The following is an 18,165-nucleotide window of genomic DNA, read 5'->3' on the forward strand; positions in this document are numbered from 1 at the left end:
ATCAGATATTCAAACCAGAGGGATCCCTATGCTTCAATTTGCTAAGCAAATGCTTTCAGCTACCGTGCTGTTACTGACCACTTCTGTTGCATCGGCTCATGTCGGCCATGACCACAGCAGCTGGGAAAGCCCGTTAATGCATGCCCTGTTTTACGGCGCTATTGCTTTTGCTGGTGTTGCCACTGTTTTTTTTGCTGTGAAGAAAAACAAAACCGCCAAACAAGAACAACATGGAGATCAGGAATAATGTTGCATACCGTTTTTTCTATGCTGGATACCCTGATGGGCTTTGAGCGTGCCGATGCACACTGTGATATTCCATGCAAAATTTACGATCCTCAGATCGCTCAGGTCGCAGCATTGAGTGTTATTCGTTTTGTTGATCTGATTCAGGAAATCGCCGCCAAAGACGAACTGACGGTTGCCGATCAGGCACAGCTGTCTCGTCTGGTACGTGAAAAAGAAATTCACGCAGCCAAAGTAAAAGACGAAGTACGCACCATTTGGGGTGACTACTTTAAGCAGCCTCAATTTGAAAAATACCCGAACACCAATGAACTGGTGCACAGCATCATGCTGGCCGGTTCGGCGTGTAAACAGCACATCACTCGTGAGCCAGCTGAAAAGCTACTGACTCTGGTGAACGAGTTTGCTGCCAGCTTCTGGGCAACCAAAGGTGTGGATACCTTTACTGCAACTTGCCCGTATCCACCAGAAGAACAGGTGGTTTATCCGAAGCTGGGCTAATTCGCCTGATGCTGAGGGTTCATAAAGTCAGGGGGCAAAGCATGTCCCCTTCTTATCTTGATGGCGACTTTGTTATTTGTCGCCGCAATTTTATGCGTCGTTATCAGATCGGCGATGTTGTGGTGGTGAAACACCCAGTGCTCGGTGTCATCATTAAGCGTATCGCAGCGATCAGTACCGATTACGAGTTTTGGTTGCAGGGTGATAACCCAATGAGCACTAACAGTGCGGCGATGGGCTGGCTCTCTCAAAACTGTATTCTGGGCAAAGTGCGCTGGCATATTAAAGCACCCAATCAATCTTCTGCCCGAATCTGACGATTGGCTGCTCTCATGCACCGATCAACCGCCGGTAAGTAATATTACGCTTTCTGCCTTGCCGACAATAACAGTATGATATGAATTGTTCCCAGGGGGTGGCCAGGGTCTGATGACCTGAACTGTAATGGCCTGAGACGTGAATATTTACCCACGGTAAATCGCGAACCCCTTGAACCTGATCCGGTTAATACCGGCGTAGGAATGGGGAGCTTAACGGCCACGTTTTCTTTACGCTCTATGACCGGGTCTTTCGTTTTAATCAACAGGAAGACCTGATGAATTATTTTTTAAAGCCTGCTTTTCTTTTATCACCTTTGGCGCTGGCAATGTCACTATCAGCTCAAGCTGAAACGGTTGATCTTGATACGGTAACCGTGAGCGCAGATTTTCGTCAGACTGATGTGCAAAGTATTCCCGAAGCCGTTACGGTCGTCACTGATACACAAATTGAACAGCGCAGTGCTGAGCATCTGGAGCAGATTTTAAGCTTTGCGCCCAATGTGAATTTTTCATCGGGCAGTTCCCGTGGCCGTTATTTTCAGATCCGTGGTATTGGTGAGCGTAGCCAGTTTATTGATCCGGTAAACCCGTCGGTGGGTTTAATGATTGATGGCATCGATATGACCGGTCTGGGTGGCGCAGCAACCTTGCTGGATATTGAGCAGGTGGAAATTTTACGCGGCCCACAAGGCACCCGCTTTGGTGCTAACGCTCTGGCGGGCATGATTAATATTCAATCCAAAGCGCCCACCAAAGAAACAGAAGGGTTTGTTGCCGCCAAAGCCGGTAACTATGGTACACACGGACAAAGTGGCGCTATCTCCGGTGGGCTAACCGATAACGTGCAGGGACGTCTGGCAGTTTCCAGCTTCAAAACTGACGGTTATATGGAAAATGATTTTCTGGATAAAGATAACACCAACAATATTGACGAGGTGGTGTTGCGCGGAAAATTAGCGGCACAGTTGTCGGATAAAACTGACCTTAACTTCACCTATTTTTATACCGATATTGATAACGGCTATGATGCCTTTTCTCTGGATAACAACCGAATTACTTATTCGGATAACCCAGGTATTGATGCTCAGGAAAGCCACTCGTTTGCATTGGAATTAAATTCTAAATTGTCTGATGCTGTTTCATTTGAAACATCCATTGCCACGACTAAAGCGGATGTTGAATACAGCTACGATGAAGACTGGGCTTTTGGGCAGTACACCTTTTTGCCAGATGAGCCGGAATACCAGGCAGACCCTTGTGACACAACTCAAGGTCCATGTTTAGCTGACTTCGATGGTTATAGCTCATTTGACCAATATCTGCGTGACTACCAGCGTGATAGTCTGGACCTGCGTCTGTTGTCGGGCGAAAACGGACGTATTTTTGCTGACACCACCGACTGGGTTGCCGGTATTTATTACTTTAACCGGGACGAATCACTGAAACGCAATTACACCTTTGCTGATGGCCAATACCGCAGTGATCTGGTGGTCAGTTCATTATCGCTTTACGGCGAGTTAAATACTCAATTAAATGATCGTTTAAACCTGATTTATGGCTTACGAGCAGAGCAGTGGAACAACGACTTTGATGATACCAATGCAATTGAATCGGATGAAACGGAAACATTGTGGGGCGGTAAGGCTACGCTGGAATATTTGCTTGATTCGGCCAACCTGGTATATGGCTCTTTAGCAAGAGGCTATAAAGCTGGTGGTGTTAACACTGACCCGGATATTTCAGAATCTAACCGAACATTTGATACTGAATACAACAATACAGTGGAGTTGGGTCTTAAATCATCATTGTTAGACGACAAGCTACAAACCCGGGTTGCAACTTTTTATATTCAGCGTAAGGATCAACAGGTTAAAAGCTCTTATGCCGTTCAAAACGATGATAATTCAATCACTTTCCAGGATTACCTTGCCAATGCGGCTGAAGGTAAAAATTACGGTCTGGAGCTAGAAGCTAACTGGCAGGCAACTGATAAACTGGCGGCTCAATTAAGTGCCGGTTACCTGGAAACCGAGTTTGTCGATTATAGTTTTGAAACCGATGATGGTGAATTCAACAAAGATGGTCGCGCTCAGGCTCACGCACCGGAATACTCTCTGGCTGCAGCTGTTAATTATCGATTAACAGATCAGTTCTCAGTGGTTGTTGAAAATGAGGCAAAAGACGAGTTTTATTTCTCGGATAGCCATGATGAAAAATCAACATCCTATGTGTTATGGCATGCAAGACTGGTGTTTGCACAAGGCCCATTTGAAGCTTCTTTATATGGTCGTAACCTGACAGATCAGGATCAAGAAGTGCGCGGTTTTGGTGGCTTTGGTAACGATCCTCGAAATGGATATGCAGATGATCGGTATGTTCAACTGGGAGAGCCTCGTTTAGTTGGTATCGAAGGTAAATACTCGTTTTGAACCAGAAATAAAGCCTGATGTATTACTCCGCAACACGCCGTAAATACATCCCTGTAGGCTCGGCTGCCGCATCCCTGCGGCAGACGGTTGCGGTAACAATACCTCAGGCTTTACTTCCTTTTATTATGAGGGAAAAACCATGCAGCTCTCTGTCGAAATCAGCAAATACCCATTAGCCGACGACTATATTCCCGCCATTAAAGATTTTATTGAGCGTTTGCAGTCAATCGAAGACCTGTCGGTTGTGTGTAACACCATGAGTACTCAAGTGTTTGGGGATTATGATCTGGTGATGAACACACTTAATGTCGAAATAAAACGCTCTTTTGAACAGTTCGGAAAAGCGATTTTTGTCTGTAAATTTATCGGCACCAATTTAGATCCAGCCCTGAAGCCGCACGGCTAAGACAGAGTTAGGTCACACGGCTAAACGGACATTATTATGAACGAAACACTCAGCGCAATTATCAGTGCCGCGCAGGCAACCAGTGTATGGGAAGTCATTGCGTTTGCTTTTGGCATTGCTTACCTGTTATTGGCTATCAGACAAAACCCACTGTGTTGGTATGCGGGGTTTATCAATACCGGCATTTTGGCCTGGTTATTCTGGGATGCCAGCCTGGTGATGGAGTCAGCACTGAATGTTTATTATTTATTAATTGCTATTTATGGCTGGTGGGCCTGGCGGCATGGTAATTCTGAAGCCACGCAGGATTTACCCATCCAGCGATGGCGCTTACCACAGCATCTGATTGCCGCGGTTACCATTGTTGGCCTGACACTGATCTCAGGATCATTGCTCGCAGCCAATACGGAGGCCGCGGTTCCGTTTCTCGATTCCTTTACCACCTGGGGAGCTGTGATTACCACCTGGATGGTGACCCGAAAAGTATTAGAGAACTGGCTGTATTGGCAGCTATTTAATAGTTGCGCAATCTTCCTGTATTGGCAGGCAGAGCTGTATCTGATTGCTCTGCAAATGGCGATTTATTTAGGACTTGCTGTTGTCGGCTGGTTTAAGTGGAAAAAAGACTATGAGCAGCAACTCAATTGATCCACTTAAAATTTTAGACGACTGGCCGCTGTGGCAAATTACCTCCTGCCGACCAAACGATAGTCAGTTGGAGAAAATATCTGGTGGTATGACCAATCAGAATTACCTTCTTCATCTTGATGCTGAACGTTATGTGATTCGGTTTGATGCAAAAAACAGTGCCGAGTTGGATATTGATCGCAATGCTGAATATCGCATTCATCAGATGGCTGCTGAAGCTGGATTAGTGAATCCGGTGATTTACCGGCATACAAATACTCCGCGATACTGGATTCGTGAATATATTCAGGGTAAGTCGTTATCGACTGAAGTTCTCAAGAATGAACTCATCATCAATGATATACACCCCAATGACACACATCTCAATCAAATTGTGACTGTGCTAAAAACATTGCATCAAATCCAACCTGCTCATCCACTGCCGACTATTTCCTTGGTCGATAAAGCGCAGCAATATATTGAAATTATTCGTCAATTAAGAGATGTATCGGATGCATTGGATGGAGTCTTAAATAAGCTGCTTTTGATACTGGCAGAAGCGCCGGACCAAACACAGTGTTTGTGTCATATGGATGCCACGTTAAACAACTGGATTATGGCATCGCAAGGATTGCGATTAATTGACTGGGAATATGCTGGGCTTGGTCACCCGTTATGGGATTTGGCTACCGTCAGTATTGATGGTCAGTTAAATGAACAGCAGCAACATAAAATGTTGCAACAGTATTATTCAAATGAAACGTGGAATCTGCGTCACTGGCAATTGGCGAAACAGCAAATATCCGCATTGGCTGCTCTCTGGTACGGTGCACAACAGATCTGGGATATAAAGACGCTGGAATCAACCTTGATTCAAATAGTCGATTGTCCTGAGTAACGACACATTTCCCTCTGTCTTTTTGGCGTTAATTTTTTACACTGCGCTTATCTGATACGAGGATATGATTTTGGCTACTCCTTCCGTTCGCTCTTTTCCACTGAAAATTTTTGCTGGCAGCGAAGCCCTGCAACACATTCGTGAGAAGGGTCTGTGTGCCAGTGATATCACCATGATGTTGGGTGCATCCGGTGGCCCCAAATGGTTATCACTGGCGGCGATTGATCGGTATTTGTTGAGCGAATGGTTTGCTGACCGTCAACAGCCTTTGCATGTGTTAGGCACCTCCGCCGGTGCCTGGCGCATGGCGTGTTATGCGCAACAAAATCCTTTGGCAGCCCACGCCCGTTTGCAAGAAGCGTATATGGCGCAGAATTATTCTGACAAACCCAGCGCACAAGAAGTCGCAGACGGGTGTGTTTATATAATGGAGCAATTGTTGGGCGAGCAGGGTGCCGCAGAGATTATTCACAATCCGGTAGTGCGTTATCACACTATCATTACCCGCTGTCGTGGCCTGGGAGCCAGTGAGCAAAAGCCAATTCAGGCATTGGGAATGGGGGCTGCCTTAGTCGCTAACCTGATTGCTCGGCCAGCGATGCGCCCTTTTATTGAACGCACGCTGATGCATCACCCAAATAAACCGCCGATTACACACTTTCCACATTTGCCTGCTGCTCAGGTCACGTTAACCGAACAGAATCTGAAGCAAGCATTGCTGGCAACGGGGGCTATTCCACTGGCGATTTCTGGGGTTCGTCATATTCCAGGAGCACCTAAAGGTACCTATCGTGATGGTGGAGTGAGTGATTACCAGTTCGACCTGCCAATCTTCCCCGATGATGGTTTTGTGTTGTATCCGCATTATTTTGCGCAAGCGCCTAAAGGGGGCTGGTTTGATAAAAAACTGCGCTGGCGTACTGCGTCGCGTGAACATTACAAGCGCACCATTATCATTGCCCCAAGTTGGGAATTTGCCGCTACCTTACCCGGTGGGCACGTACCTGATTTACAGGACTTTTATGATTTTGAATATCCGCAGCGCCGTAGCCGCTGGGATCAAGTGGCGCAACAATGTGAAGCATTAGGCGATGCCTTGGCTGAACTGGATCAGAATAACCACTGGGACTCAGTGGCGGAGCCACTGCCGTGGTAGGAGTGAATTGAGGCAGCCTCTGCCATGGTAAACACAAAAGTTGTAAAATCCGGTTAACTTTGCGGATATTGAATATCTTATTTCCGCCAGGTCAATATACTGGTGTACTTTCACAGAAAGTGTCTTCAGGAGATAAGATCATGAAAAAATTATTCGTTATTGCTGCCGCAGTATCTTTAGCTGCATGTGCCCATCAGGACAAAGTCGTGTCAGTGACTAAAGAACATGCCAGCCCGGTTTATGAAACTTGCATGAAAGAATATCAGCGTACCATGACCGAAGAAATGGCACGTGAGCGTTGTGCTGAAAAACTAAAAAAAGGCTATGAGTCAGCGACTAAAGACTGATGCTCTATGTTGTCGTTACAGGCTGCTCTGGCCTGTAACACTCACTTCAAACGGAATTGATAGCTCATAATAATTCGGATCGGTTTTTCTCCCGGAACCGGATCAAACGGTTCGGAGTCCTGAATGGCTTTTTTGAATGCCCGATTTAACTCCCGATGGCGTGTCAATTGTGTATCAGTAATGGCAAGAATACTACCATCAGCACCCAGTTCAATTTCAACAATAATCTCACCTTCTTTTTTCAGTATTTGTGCTGCTTTAGGGTACACCAAAGATTGAGTTATTTGCTCTTTGACTCGTTGTTGATAGCTGATCTGTTGAGCGGTTGACTCAATTTTTTCAGCTTTGTTTTTGAGGCTTTCGGGTTGCTCTGGTTCAGGGGCTGGTACCGAATTTTCACTCGTCAAAGAAAACAAGTGACTCAACTTGAGTTTCCAAGGGCTACCCTTCAGGTCTTCATGGGGCTTAACCTGGCTTGTAATAACTCCCAATGCCCGCTGAAATTCCTCAAATAATAACTCAGGTTGCTCCGTTGTAATCAGCTGCTGTTCAACCACTTCTCCAGCCTGATTAACGGTCAATAATATCTGAATATCACCTTCTTGATTAAATTGCCGGGCCCACGGTGGGTAGCGGATTTCATTATTTAATGCGCGTTGCAATTGCCAGTGATAATGTTCCTTATAAAAACGTTGCTCGTCGTTATCTTGTTGGCGTTTTAGCTCGGCTTGCTGATTATTTTTTTTCTCCTGCAATCTCTGTGATTGCCTTTGTTCCGCTTGCTTCTTGTGCTTTATTTTCCTGGCATGTTCTGCAGCAGCAAGCTTGTCTAAACGCTGTTGCTCAGCAATTCTTGCCTGCTGTTCTTCAAGTTTGCGTTGTTCTTCAAGACGCCTTTGTCTGCGCTCTTCTGCTTCTCTTTGCTGCTTAATCTGTTCTTGTTTAAGTCTCGCTTGTTGCTTGTTACGCCGTTGTAATTGCTGTTCAGCCTTCCAGCTTGTCAATAAGCCAAGTCGGGCTGTAGGAATTGAGTGGTTTTCAATCTGCTCACGGGTTTCTGGATTAAGTTTGATTCCCAGAATCTGGTCACGAAATTCCCTGGAAGGAGGAAATTTACCGACCCAGGTATTCAGTAAATACAAAAACAGTGTTTGCCCCGGTGCGCTGATAGCTAACTCGTCATTGAGGTAAACCTGCGTGCTGCTTGCAGACGTCTGAATACGAATATCATCGCCGGGCTCCAGATTATTCTGTGGCAGATTGATGAATGCCATTAGCGCTTCACTTTGCTGGCGATTGCTCGGCAAGGTGTCATTATTGATGGAAATATTCCCCTGCCAGTGAGATTTCCATTTTCTTGGGGTCCAGCGGTTAATGACAATCAGCCGCATACTTTTATCTGACTGGCTGCTTTTAATCGCCGTAATCGATTGCTCGTGTTGTTCCAGATAAAGGGCGGCTGAGTAATAGTCGCGAGTGAGGTGTGTGTAGTTAGCACTTCCGTTCAATACAAGATTCGCTGCCTGCGCCTGATTCTCTGTATGGGTCAGCAAGCTGGTCAATAAAAAGAAAGAAAACAGATAGCGAAGCATGTGTCATTCCATTACTTAAAGCGGTGAATCACAACAACCGTTGAATCGAGATCCTTACTATCGATGTAACCAATAGCTTTTTCGTTTGCTGCTACTTTTTGTTTCATCTCTTGTGGGTTGTCCGTTGCTTTTGGTGGTTTTTGTTTACCAGCAAAAATACGTCGTGACCAATAGCTATTCAGTTGAGATTCGGTTTTTCCCAAGTAGCGTTTAGCAAATTCTGCTCGTGTTTTGTTACCTTTCGGTAGTGAATAGGCAACCGCGGTTGTGCCATCCGGAAACTGCGATGTTTTTCCTAGGAAAATACGCTTAATTTCATCTTGTTCCAAGCCTGTATAGGTATTGGAATTATTGACGCCAACAATCACCACGATTTCTGCTGCACTACTGAAACTGAGCAGGCAAAGCAGGCATAAAGTGTTAATAAATTTCATCGTTACTACTCCAAGCCTGTTTAAAACACCAGCTGTAACGCTAAGCGGTACAAATTAGCGGAACGGCCAGGTTGGCCTCGGTTGGTTTCTTCATCGTGGTGTGTCATCTCGAATTTTAATGCCGTTGCAGCATCCAGGTCATAACGCATACCGAGAGTGACGCTGTCGTCTTCGCCCTGGAGGTTCAGTAATTTCTGAAGTTCACCTTTTTCACCGCCATCGACACGGTCACGTGATGTGGAGTAAGTTGCATGCAGTGTTAAATCACCAAAACGCTTTGCTGCACTGGCTAACCAGGCAAAGTTATCGATTAATAGCCCGGATTCATAATCGAGGTAGGTGCCTTCAACAACAAAGCTATAGTCACCGTTATCGTAGGTACTGGCTAAGTTAAAATAGCGTGTGAGCTTGTCTTCAAAATTAAAATCATCAATCACATCTTCAGAGATCCCATTGCTGGTACCAACCGCGCGGGCGGCAAGTTGTGCCAGGTCAATACGACGCAAATCCCCTTCTGTATTCAGCTCAATATTCAGGCTGGTTTGTTGATAACCGGCACGATGAGTGAAGTCACCACTGTAGAGTGTGAAGGACATTCCCTGAATTTTATCCAGTTCCGCTTCGTAGCTTTCACCAAAAAGATTAAGGTCTTTATGACGGCGGCCGCTATTGATTTGTACTTGGGCGTCGTTGTTGCCAATTGCAAAACGATGAGTGATATCGATACCATCGTAATCATCAAAGGGGATGGCATAAACGTCCGTTGGCGGGCTTACCCAATTGTAGGCGTAACCGACGTCTAGGAATTCTGAATAATAAAAGAATGGTACACGTAAACGCCCGGCCCGAAGCTCGGTACTGTCGCTTAGTGAGTGAGACAGAAATGCCAATGTTGTTTCGACGGCATAATCATTTTCAGCACGGGCCATGGCCTGAACGGTCGCTTGTGTTCGTTCAGTTAATGGTTTGCTGATCTGCAAGCCCATGTTGGTATCTTGTTCAAAAAAGGTTGGATCACCACTTTCGTAAGATGAGTAGGTGACGTAGTCATGATCCATATAATTCACGCCCAGGTTCACAAACCCATAAACGCTGAAATCGTTGTCGTCCGATGCCAGTGCGTCTGCTGTAACAAGCGTTGTTATCGCAACGGCTAAGAGATGGCGCCTTTCTTTAATGATTCGCATTTCTACCTCCAAAAACAGAAATGCGAGTGTATCTTAAATGGTTCTTTTGTCGTATCGAAACTGCCAGAAAAGTAACAATTTAAGCCGAAATGAGGCATGGTTAATCATTTCTAGCTGTACTTTCGGCATTTAATTGACAGTTTGTTTTGTTTTTTCATTCTTTAGTACTACGTAGGTAAAGAGCGCTGCCGTCGCAAACATCAGCAAACTATAAATGGTTGGTGCAATGGCCATTTCAGCACTGCTGAGTAGTGTGGTGGTAATCAGGATCGCCAATGTTCCGTTTTGCAGGCCAACTTCTAAGCAGATGGTTCGTGCTTGTGCTTCATTATGAAGAAGCCACTTACCCAAAGCATAACCTAACACCATCGTCATCAGGTTCAGTGCCAGGGTGGCCGGGCCAGATGCAATGGCATAATCGACGACTTTAGCGCCAATATTAATCACGATGCTTAACGTCACGGCAGCCAGAGTGAGCACGGAAAACTTACTGATATAAGGTTCTGCTTTGATCGCAAATGGAGTCCAGCGGGAGCGAATAAACATACCAATCGCAACCGGAATTACCGTCAGTACCATCAGTTGGATCCAGGTTTTAATGATGGGTAGTTCTAATAAATGTTGGCTGTCGGAATAATAAGAAATTGCCCATGCGGCTAGTAAGGGAATCGTGAACGGCGTTATCAAACCAATGACGGCCGTTAATGAAATGGATAAACCAACATCGCCTTTGGCAAGGTATGAATATAAATTTGAGGTGGCTCCTCCTGGGCATAATGACAAAATAAACAAACCAATCGCCAGCTCACCGCTGAGACCAAAGGCGGCGATAATAATAATGGCGACCAGTGGTAGCAGCACCAGTTGAGCAAATGCACCTACCAAAAACCCTTTGGGTTGCTGAGCAACACGGCGAAAGTCTGCGGTTGTTAAGCTCATGCCGACGCCAGCCATGATCAGGATAATGGCGATAGGAAGTCCGATTTTAATCAAAACGTCGTACATGATTGCCTCTTATGTCAGATGAACAGGAACAAGCCCGCCACGTTACCTCAGCGGTGAGAGGTCAGCAAGCGAGGCACTAGAAGAAGCGATAAAACATTTTGCAAAATCCCCAGGGGTTAAAACCAAACTCCGGCTGTAATACTTTGCAGTTTATCCGCGCTTGTTTTTTGTCCGCCGGTTTTTGTCGGGAAGCCCAGATAACCCAGTTACCATCATGGGTGGTGGTTTGTAGCACGGTTGCGAATAACTTTTTGATGGTGCTGAGTAACTGGGCGTCACTTCGATGTTCTTTCCATAAATTCAGCACCAGCCAGCCATCCGGAGTTAAATACTCTCCGCATTTTTCTAAAAAATCCGTTTGCTGTTGCACCTGGTTTAAACCATCCGCTAGGTATAAATCAGAAAATAATAACTGGGTCTTATGTTGTTGTTTAACCTGAGTCGAGACAAAATCAACCGCATCGTTTGTATGTACGGTTAAACGTTTATCGCGTGGTAACTGAAAAAACTGATACGCAATCTGAGCGACGGCGGCACGTAATTCAATAGCATGAATATGAGCTTGTGGAAGTTGTTGCCAAAGTGCGGCGCTCAGTGAACCGCCACCTAATCCCAGTACCGTTGCAGAGGTGATGGCTAGTGGTTGTGGGTATTGGCTTAATACCGCCAGCATACAACGCAGATAATCGTGCTGTAACTGAAAAGGCTGGCTTTTCAGTTGGCAGCTTTGTTCATCCGTGGTGCCAAAACTCAGGTAGCGTTTATTACCGTCGTCAAATACCTGAATTGGGCCAAACTCATCAAAACGACGATGAATCTCCTGGCCCAATAACGGATTGGCACTTAATAAATTCTGCTTGCTCACAAGGATTTAAAGAAAACTTTAGAGTTGCGTTGCAGGTTATACGCCTGTTGTTTTTCCTGCGGCAGTGCGCTGACTTCACCGGCAACAAAACCTTGCTCAACAAACCAGTGTGCGGTGCGGGTGGTGAGCACAAACAATTGCTGGTAATGACGCTGACGTGCCTGCTGTTCAATCTGTTCCAATAAACGCTGGCCTCGATTGCTGCCACGATAATCACTGTGCACCGCAACACACGCCAGTTCAGCTTGTTTATCGGAATAGGGGTAAAGTGCAGCACAAGCGGTGATTAAGCCATCGCGCTCGATAACATAAAAACGATGAATTTCGGTTTCTAATAATTCCCGTGAGCGACGGACTAATACACCCTGATCTTCCAACGGTTTTAATAACCCCAGAATGCCCGCCACGTCGTCGATATTAGCCGCCCGAAGTTGATCGTAGGCTTCCTGACTGATCAGGGTGCCATTGCCTTCGCGGGTAAATAATTCCTGCAGCAAAGCGCCATCTTCGGCGTAACTTAATAACTGCGCCCGTGGTACACCTTGCTTCACCGCGTTAAGCGCCGCCGCCGCATGGCTGTGTGCTTCACCGGATAACTCGGGCAAATATTGCTGTAATTGTGTACTGGTTAATTGCTGAATAATCTGACCTTGTTCGTTGATCAGGCCACTGTCGTTACCCAGAATTAATAATTTATCGGCGCGCAAACTGATGGCTGCTTGTTGCGCCACATCTTCAACCGCGAGGTTAAACATTTCACCACTGGGGGAATAACCGGCGCAGGATAACAGCACAATATTATGCTGCTGTAATAATTCGCGGATTGCCTGATGTTCAACCCGGCGCACTTCGCCGGTGTGCTGAAAATCGACGCCGTCGATCACACCTTTGGGTTTAGCGGTCACAAAATTACCACTCACCACACGGATGCGTGAGCCATGCATCGGTGAGCCAGGAACGCCGACTGATAATAACGATTCAATATCTGCTTTCACCATACCGACCGCTGCTTTAACTGCATTTAACGCTGCGCCATCGGTAATGCGAAACCCCTGATGGAAATCGCTTTTAATCGACAGAGTTTTTAAAACCGAATCAATTTGTGGCCGTGCACCATGCACCAACACCAGTTGCACACCCAGGCTGTTAAGCAGAGCGATATCCTGAATCACATTGGTGAAGTTTTCGTGGGCGATGGCATCGCCTTCAAACATGATGACGAAGGTTTTTCCACGGTGCGCATTAATATAGGGCGACGAATGGCGAAACCACTTAACGTAGTCGCTGTTATTTAATGGCGTTGTCGATGGTTCGTTGTGTTCGTCGTTCATGATAATGATTTCAATAATATCGGTTATAGGCAGTTTATCACTGAATTATTTAAAGGCGCTTTATTATTCAAAGGTCTTAGCTTAAACAAAACTCGTTAATTAACTGGGCAATTAAATTCACGCAAGGCTCAATCTGATCGTGCGCCAGGTATTCGTCTACCTGATGAGCCTGATCAATATTACCTGGCCCCAGTACCAGAGTTTCAATCCCGAGTTCCTGTAAAAATGGCGCTTCGGTGGCAAAGGCGACGGCTTCACTTTTTGCAGATGTTAAGCGTTCGCAGGCTTGCACAATGGCGCTCGACTCTGCTGTTTCAAATGGACTAACACCGGGGAATAGCGGTTCGACTTCTAACTCCACTTCGTGTGCTTGGGCGATCGGAGTTAAGCGGGTGCGAATTTCTTCGCGTAAGTCGTCGTTGCTCATACCCGGTAACGCGCGTAAATCAAACGCCAGTTCGCAGTTGCCACAAATACGATTGGGGTTATCGCCGCCATGAATACAGCCCAAATTCATGGTGGGGCTTTGTACGGCAAAGTGAGCATTCTGAAAATTAGCGGCCAGGTCTTTGCGGATAGTCATCAGTTCGCCCATTACCGAGTGCATGGCATCCATGGCGCTGATGCCCAAAGCCGGATTGGAGGAATGGCCAGCTCGACCGGTCACGCGCACATTCTCCATCATAATGCCTTTGTGCATACGAATCGGGCGTAAGCTGGTGGGTTCGCCCACTACGGCGTAGCGTTTTTTGGTGCCCGCCGCTTTTCCCATCTTCAGGGCGTTCTGCTGTGCTAAGGCTCTTGCGCCCGACATCGAGCTTTCTTCATCCGCGGTCGCCAGCACAATCAGCGGTTGTTTAAACTCGGCATCACGGAATTGTTCGACGGCATCCAGCACCAGCGCAAAAAAACCTTTCATATCGCAGGTGCCTAACCCATAAAAGCGGTTATCACGCTCGGTTAGGGTGAAAGGGTCAGATTGCCACTTCTCTGGGTTGCAAGGCACGGTATCGGTATGGCCGCTTAATACCAGGCCACCGCCCTGGCCGTTGTCTTCGCCCAGTGTCGCCACCAGATTGGCTTTGCCTGGTTGGTTTTCTACCGGCAGGATTTGTACCCGAAAATCCAGATCTTCCAGCCAGGTGGCTAAGCTATTAATCACCGCCATATTGCTCTGATCGTACTCCGGCAAGACCGAACTGATGCTGTTATGGCCAATCAGGGTACTGAATTTTTCAACCGTTCCGGGAAGACGGAATTGTGCTGCCACGATTTATTTCCTTTATGTTCTGAAACCGAGTTCAACTCAGGGGAAATTTTTCAGCCGCCGCCCCGAAGGCACATCCATGTGCCTGCCGGGCTACCGCGACGTCCTGTCGCTGCTATTGAAAAACATCTCCTGAGCCGAACTTGCCACCTGAATATCAGGCTTACTTAAAAATCTCGACAATACTTTCTTGCGAATCTTGCTATCGCCTATAACAATACCGCCATGACTACAGAAATCGAACTAAAACTGCGGCTCAGCCCGCAGAATCTTAATGACCCGAGCCATGCTCTGGTGAATTTCCTTAACCAGTACGCTGAGCCTGACGGTGAAAAGTTGCTGCAAAATCACTATTACGACAGTGATGATGCGGCATTAGCCAGCGCCAAAGCCGCGCTACGTATTCGCCAGAAAGGAGATCATTTTGAGCAAACGCTGAAAACTGCGGGTTCTTCCAACGGCGGCCTACATCAGCGCCGCGAGTGGAACTGGCCACTGGAAAGCAATGCCCTGAATGCCGACGTACTGGCTGATGACGAAGTACAACAGCACTGGCCGCAAAACCTCAATATTGAGCAACTGCAACCCGTGTTTGCGACTCACTTTCAACGTCGGGCCTGGCGCTGGACGCTGGAGACTGATGGTAAAACCACCACGGCAGAGGTGGTGATTGATCAGGGCGAGATTCGCAGCGGTGATAAAACCCAGCCATTGTGTGAACTGGAGTTAGAACTGCTGGACGGTGATGCGACAGGCTTATGGGCGATGGCACAACAACTACTGCCACACACGCCGTTATGGATCAGTGATATCAGCAAAGCCGAGCGTGGTTATGGCCTTTCCGGTATTGGTGTTCGCTGGGCCGATAACAGCGCTTCTTTCAATGAAACCATGCCGTTAGCTCAGGCCGTTCCATTATGGCTGCAACATCATTTGGTGTTGTTTAAACGTACGCTGGAAAAAGCTTTGTGGGAGGACGACTCTCAAGCATCGCTGGAATGCTGGCAGCATTGGTTAGCACTGCGCCACCTGCCGCAGTGGTGCGGCAAAATCATCAAGCGCAAAGACACCAAAGAACTGCGTCAGGCACTGGATCAGTTACAGCCCGGTTTAGAAACCTTGTCGGCGTTAACCACTGCCCAACGCTTCTTTAATGATGCAGGACTGCGCTCGCGCTGGCTGGAGTGCGCTCAACAACTGCGTGACAGTGCTGAGTTAGCTCAGGCGCTGCTGGCGATTGCTCACTGGAGTTACGACCAATTACCACGCTTGCAGCAAATGGCAGGCGAAGCGGGTGCAGGTGATGAGGCGCATGTGGGTGTTAAAGCCGGAGTCAGCGGTGAAACCTTAAGCCACTACTTCCATCGCAGCTGGAAAGAAGCGCAGCAAACACTCGCAGCGCCTCACGAGAGCTGGCATCTGAACCAATGGGCCGATCTGCAATCTCAGGTAGCGCGCCTGCAACATCTGCATCTGCTGCGCCATGTGTTAGTGGGTGACGTGGTTGATTCGGCGCATCAGCACCAACACCAACGCGAGCGCCGCCTGTTATCTGATATTGTGAATGGTCAGACTCTGGTGCAAAACGCGGCTGAAACACTGAGCGACGAGCAGCAGTTGCAACTGCACGAAGAACTGCCTTACGAACTGTGGGGTCGTTGGCTGGAATTCAGCAACGCGGTACGTTAAACCACTTTGATCACTGAGGAACCTATATATGATGCAGTCACAGGCTGAACGCCACCTGGCTTTAACGACCTTGCTGGAAGAGTTACGTCGGGATGAGGTGTTGTCTGATGACGAGTATCAGAGTGGCCTCAGTATCCGCCGCAATCAGGGTGAGGAAAACTTACATCCGCTCACTCTGATTGCCCGTCAGAATTTCACTAACGCCAAAACCGGCAAAGCGTTAACCGAAGACGCTTTGATTCAATGGCTGGCGGCCCAGAATAATCTGGAAAGCTACAACATTGACCCGCTGGAAATTGATGTCGGTTCCGTTACGGCGCAGATGTCGTACGCCTTTTCTGAGCGGCATAAAATTCTGGCGGTAAAAGTCAGCAAAGATGAAGTCACGGTTGCGACGGCTGAGCCGTTTATAACAGGTTGGATTCAGGATCTGGAACACACCACTCGGCGTTTGGTGAAGCGTGTACTGACATCGCCGGCTGATATTGAACGCTTTAGGGTGGAGTTTTATCAGCTCGCCAACTCCGTGAACCGCGCTGGACAGGCCCACGGCGGCATCAGCTCGGTACAAAATCTGGAGTCGATGCTGGAACTGGGCAAAGCTCAGGCACCGGAAGCCAATGACGAACACATCATCAATATTGTGGATTGGCTGCTGCAATACGCATTTGATCAGCGCGCCAGTGATATTCATATTGAACCACGCCGTGAAGTCGGCCATGTGCGTTTTCGCATTGATGGCGTGCTGCACAATGTGTACGAATTTCCGGCTCAGGTTTCCCAAGCGGTGGTGGCGCGGATTAAATCGTTAGGGCGAATGAACATCGCCGAAAAGCGCCGCCCACAAGACAGTCGCTTAAAAACCAAAACCCCCGCCGGCGAAGAAGTGGAATTACGTTTATCCACCTTGCCTACCGCCTTTGGTGAAAAGATGGTGATGCGGGTATTTGACCCATCGGTATTGGTGCGCAGCTTTTCCGACCTTGGCTTCAGCAAAGAAGACAAACGCCGCTGGGATCAGATGACCACCAACAACCACGGCATTGTGTTTGTGACAGGACCAACCGGGTCGGGCAAAACCACCACCCTATACACCACCTTAAAAACGCTGGCGACGCCGGAAGTGAACGTCTCTACCATCGAAGACCCAATCGAAATGGTCGAAGGCTCGTTTAACCAGATGCAGGTGAATCCGGCGATTGATCTGGCCTTTGCGGATGGTGTTAAGGCGCTGTTACGGCAAGACCCGGATATCATTATGGTGGGTGAGGTGCGGGATCTGGAAACCGCCGAAATTGCGGTGCAAGCCGCCTTGACCGGCCACCTGGTGTTATCGACCTTGCACACCAATGATGCACCATCGGCATTCACCCGGTTGCAGGAACTGGGCTTGCCCGCGTACCTGATTAAATCGTCGGTGTTAGGGGTGATGGCCCAACGCCTGGTGCGTACCTTATGCCCACACTGCAAAGAACCACACGCGGTGGATGAAAAAGACTGGAAACAGCTCACCGCGCCTTGGTTGGTGAAAACGCCAGAAAAAATCTATCGCGCCAATGGCTGTTTAGAATGTCGCGGCACTGGGTTTTTAGGACGAATGGGCATTTACGAAGTGATGCCCATGACCTCCACATTAGAAAACCTGATTGACGACACCACCGACCACGGCAAGTTGCGCCAAGCCGCAATGAAAGAAGGCATGCACAGTTTACGTTTGAGTGGCGCGCATAAAGTGGCGGCAGGGTTAACGACAATATCGGAAGTTTTAAGAGTCGCGCCGCTGTCAAAAATGTAGGCAGATCAACGAAGTAGAACGGAGCAAAGCGTTAAATCGAGTTAAAAAATTAACAAAATTGGCGTTTGTT

The 18,165-nt window shown here is 47.5% G+C and carries 18 protein-coding genes and 1 riboswitch; of the genes, 11 read left to right on the forward strand and 7 right to left on the reverse strand.

The window, feature by feature from the left end; genetic code table 11:
• Positions 1-28 precede the first annotated feature (28 nt).
• From KFF03_RS00300 to KFF03_RS00340, 9 genes are all read left to right on the forward strand, one after another.
• Positions 29-247, forward strand: coding sequence for a hypothetical protein (locus KFF03_RS00300; protein WP_255858297.1), 219 nt, complete (start codon positions 29-31; stop codon positions 245-247).
• Complete coding sequence (gene sodN / locus KFF03_RS00305; protein ID WP_255858298.1) at positions 247-747, forward strand: superoxide dismutase, Ni; 501 nt, start codon at positions 247-249, stop codon at positions 745-747. The genes KFF03_RS00300 and sodN overlap by 1 nt, the downstream gene beginning before the upstream one ends.
• A gap of 8 nt (positions 748-755) precedes the next feature.
• Positions 756-1,064 (forward strand): S24 family peptidase, encoded by a 309-nt coding sequence (locus tag KFF03_RS00310; protein ID WP_255858299.1) that lies wholly within the window; start codon positions 756-758, stop codon positions 1,062-1,064.
• A gap of 84 nt (positions 1,065-1,148) precedes the next feature.
• Positions 1,149-1,286, forward strand: a riboswitch (TPP riboswitch).
• Between the two features lie 56 nt (positions 1,287-1,342).
• Positions 1,343-3,496 (forward strand): TonB-dependent receptor, encoded by a 2,154-nt coding sequence (locus KFF03_RS00315; RefSeq protein WP_255858300.1) that lies wholly within the window; start codon positions 1,343-1,345, stop codon positions 3,494-3,496.
• Between the two features lie 139 nt (positions 3,497-3,635).
• Positions 3,636-3,902: a hypothetical protein gene (locus tag KFF03_RS00320; protein WP_255858301.1), complete on the forward strand. Its 267-nt coding sequence runs from the start codon at positions 3,636-3,638 to the stop codon at positions 3,900-3,902.
• A gap of 36 nt (positions 3,903-3,938) precedes the next feature.
• On the forward strand, positions 3,939-4,550 hold the full coding sequence (gene pnuC, locus KFF03_RS00325) for a nicotinamide riboside transporter PnuC (protein ID WP_255858302.1): 612 nt from the start codon (positions 3,939-3,941) through the stop codon (positions 4,548-4,550).
• Positions 4,501-5,427 carry a phosphotransferase gene (locus KFF03_RS00330; RefSeq protein WP_255858303.1) on the forward strand — a complete coding sequence of 309 codons (927 nt, stop codon included), beginning with the start codon at positions 4,501-4,503 and terminating at the stop codon, positions 5,425-5,427. Before pnuC ends, KFF03_RS00330 begins: the two co-directional genes overlap by 50 nt.
• 70 nt (positions 5,428-5,497) lie before the next feature.
• On the forward strand, positions 5,498-6,583 hold the full coding sequence (locus KFF03_RS00335) for a patatin-like phospholipase family protein (protein WP_255858304.1): 1,086 nt from the start codon (positions 5,498-5,500) through the stop codon (positions 6,581-6,583).
• Positions 6,584-6,723: 140 nt separating this feature from the next.
• Positions 6,724-6,930 (forward strand): hypothetical protein, encoded by a 207-nt coding sequence (locus KFF03_RS00340; protein WP_255858305.1) that lies wholly within the window; start codon positions 6,724-6,726, stop codon positions 6,928-6,930.
• A gap of 41 nt (positions 6,931-6,971) precedes the next feature.
• Here KFF03_RS00340 and KFF03_RS00345 read toward each other — a convergent pair whose 3' ends face one another.
• The 7 genes from KFF03_RS00345 to argE form a co-directional block, all read right to left on the reverse strand.
• Positions 6,972-8,522: a TonB family protein gene (locus KFF03_RS00345; RefSeq protein WP_255858306.1), complete on the reverse strand. Its 1,551-nt coding sequence runs from the start codon at positions 8,520-8,522 to the stop codon at positions 6,972-6,974.
• 11 nt (positions 8,523-8,533) lie between these two features.
• A complete protein-coding gene (locus KFF03_RS00350; RefSeq protein WP_255858307.1) occupies positions 8,534-8,956 on the reverse strand; it encodes a phosphate ABC transporter substrate-binding protein in 423 nt (140 codons plus the stop codon).
• Positions 8,957-8,976: 20 nt separating this feature from the next.
• Positions 8,977-10,143, reverse strand: a complete 1,167-nt coding sequence (locus KFF03_RS00355; RefSeq protein WP_255858308.1) for a porin — start codon at positions 10,141-10,143, stop codon at positions 8,977-8,979.
• A 129-nt stretch (positions 10,144-10,272) separates the two neighbouring features.
• Entirely contained in the window at positions 10,273-11,148 is an 876-nt protein-coding gene (locus KFF03_RS00360) for a bile acid:sodium symporter family protein (protein ID WP_255858309.1), read from the reverse strand.
• Positions 11,149-11,224: 76 nt separating this feature from the next.
• Positions 11,225-12,013 carry a spermidine synthase gene (locus KFF03_RS00365; RefSeq protein ID WP_255858310.1) on the reverse strand — a complete coding sequence of 263 codons (789 nt, stop codon included), beginning with the start codon at positions 12,011-12,013 and terminating at the stop codon, positions 11,225-11,227.
• Positions 12,010-13,344, reverse strand: a complete 1,335-nt coding sequence (argA, locus tag KFF03_RS00370) for an amino-acid N-acetyltransferase (RefSeq protein ID WP_255858311.1) — start codon at positions 13,342-13,344, stop codon at positions 12,010-12,012. The genes KFF03_RS00365 and argA overlap by 4 nt, the downstream gene beginning before the upstream one ends.
• Positions 13,345-13,420: 76 nt before the next feature.
• Entirely contained in the window at positions 13,421-14,614 is a 1,194-nt protein-coding gene (gene argE / locus KFF03_RS00375; RefSeq protein WP_255858312.1) for an acetylornithine deacetylase, read from the reverse strand.
• 222 nt (positions 14,615-14,836) lie between these two features.
• On the opposite strand from argE, the gene KFF03_RS00380 reads away from it, so the two are divergent.
• Both KFF03_RS00380 and KFF03_RS00385 read left to right on the forward strand, forming a co-directional pair.
• Positions 14,837-16,300 (forward strand): inorganic triphosphatase, encoded by a 1,464-nt coding sequence (locus KFF03_RS00380; protein ID WP_255858313.1) that lies wholly within the window; start codon positions 14,837-14,839, stop codon positions 16,298-16,300.
• 28 nt (positions 16,301-16,328) lie between these two features.
• On the forward strand, positions 16,329-18,095 hold the full coding sequence (locus tag KFF03_RS00385; RefSeq protein ID WP_370647421.1) for a GspE/PulE family protein: 1,767 nt from the start codon (positions 16,329-16,331) through the stop codon (positions 18,093-18,095).
• Positions 18,096-18,165: the final 70 nt, after the last annotated feature.

It is taken from the genome of Bacterioplanoides sp. SCSIO 12839 (genome assembly GCF_024397975.1).
Classification (GTDB): Bacteria; Pseudomonadota; Gammaproteobacteria; order Pseudomonadales; family Oceanobacteraceae; genus Bacterioplanoides.

Bases quoted from the DNA above. Each gene is read 5' to 3' on its own strand.
- KFF03_RS00300 (WP_255858297.1), top strand. From the start codon at position 29: ATGCTTCAATTTGCTAAGCAAATGCTTTCAGCTACCGTGCTGTTACTG.
- sodN (WP_255858298.1), top strand. From the start codon at position 247: ATGTTGCATACCGTTTTTTCTATGCTGGATACCCTGATGGGCTTTGAG.
- KFF03_RS00310 (WP_255858299.1), top strand. From the start codon at position 756: ATGCTGAGGGTTCATAAAGTCAGGGGGCAAAGCATGTCCCCTTCTTAT.
- KFF03_RS00315 (WP_255858300.1), top strand. From the start codon at position 1,343: ATGAATTATTTTTTAAAGCCTGCTTTTCTTTTATCACCTTTGGCGCTG.
- KFF03_RS00320 (WP_255858301.1), top strand. From the start codon at position 3,636: ATGCAGCTCTCTGTCGAAATCAGCAAATACCCATTAGCCGACGACTAT.
- pnuC (WP_255858302.1), top strand. From the start codon at position 3,939: ATGAACGAAACACTCAGCGCAATTATCAGTGCCGCGCAGGCAACCAGT.
- KFF03_RS00340 (WP_255858305.1), top strand. From the start codon at position 6,724: ATGAAAAAATTATTCGTTATTGCTGCCGCAGTATCTTTAGCTGCATGT.
- KFF03_RS00345 (WP_255858306.1), bottom strand. From the start codon at position 8,522: ATGCTTCGCTATCTGTTTTCTTTCTTTTTATTGACCAGCTTGCTGACC.
- KFF03_RS00350 (WP_255858307.1), bottom strand. From the start codon at position 8,956: ATGAAATTTATTAACACTTTATGCCTGCTTTGCCTGCTCAGTTTCAGT.
- KFF03_RS00355 (WP_255858308.1), bottom strand. From the start codon at position 10,143: ATGCGAATCATTAAAGAAAGGCGCCATCTCTTAGCCGTTGCGATAACA.
- KFF03_RS00360 (WP_255858309.1), bottom strand. From the start codon at position 11,148: ATGTACGACGTTTTGATTAAAATCGGACTTCCTATCGCCATTATCCTG.
- argA (WP_255858311.1), bottom strand. From the start codon at position 13,344: ATGAACGACGAACACAACGAACCATCGACAACGCCATTAAATAACAGC.
- KFF03_RS00380 (WP_255858313.1), top strand. From the start codon at position 14,837: ATGACTACAGAAATCGAACTAAAACTGCGGCTCAGCCCGCAGAATCTT.
- KFF03_RS00385 (WP_370647421.1), top strand. From the start codon at position 16,329: ATGATGCAGTCACAGGCTGAACGCCACCTGGCTTTAACGACCTTGCTG.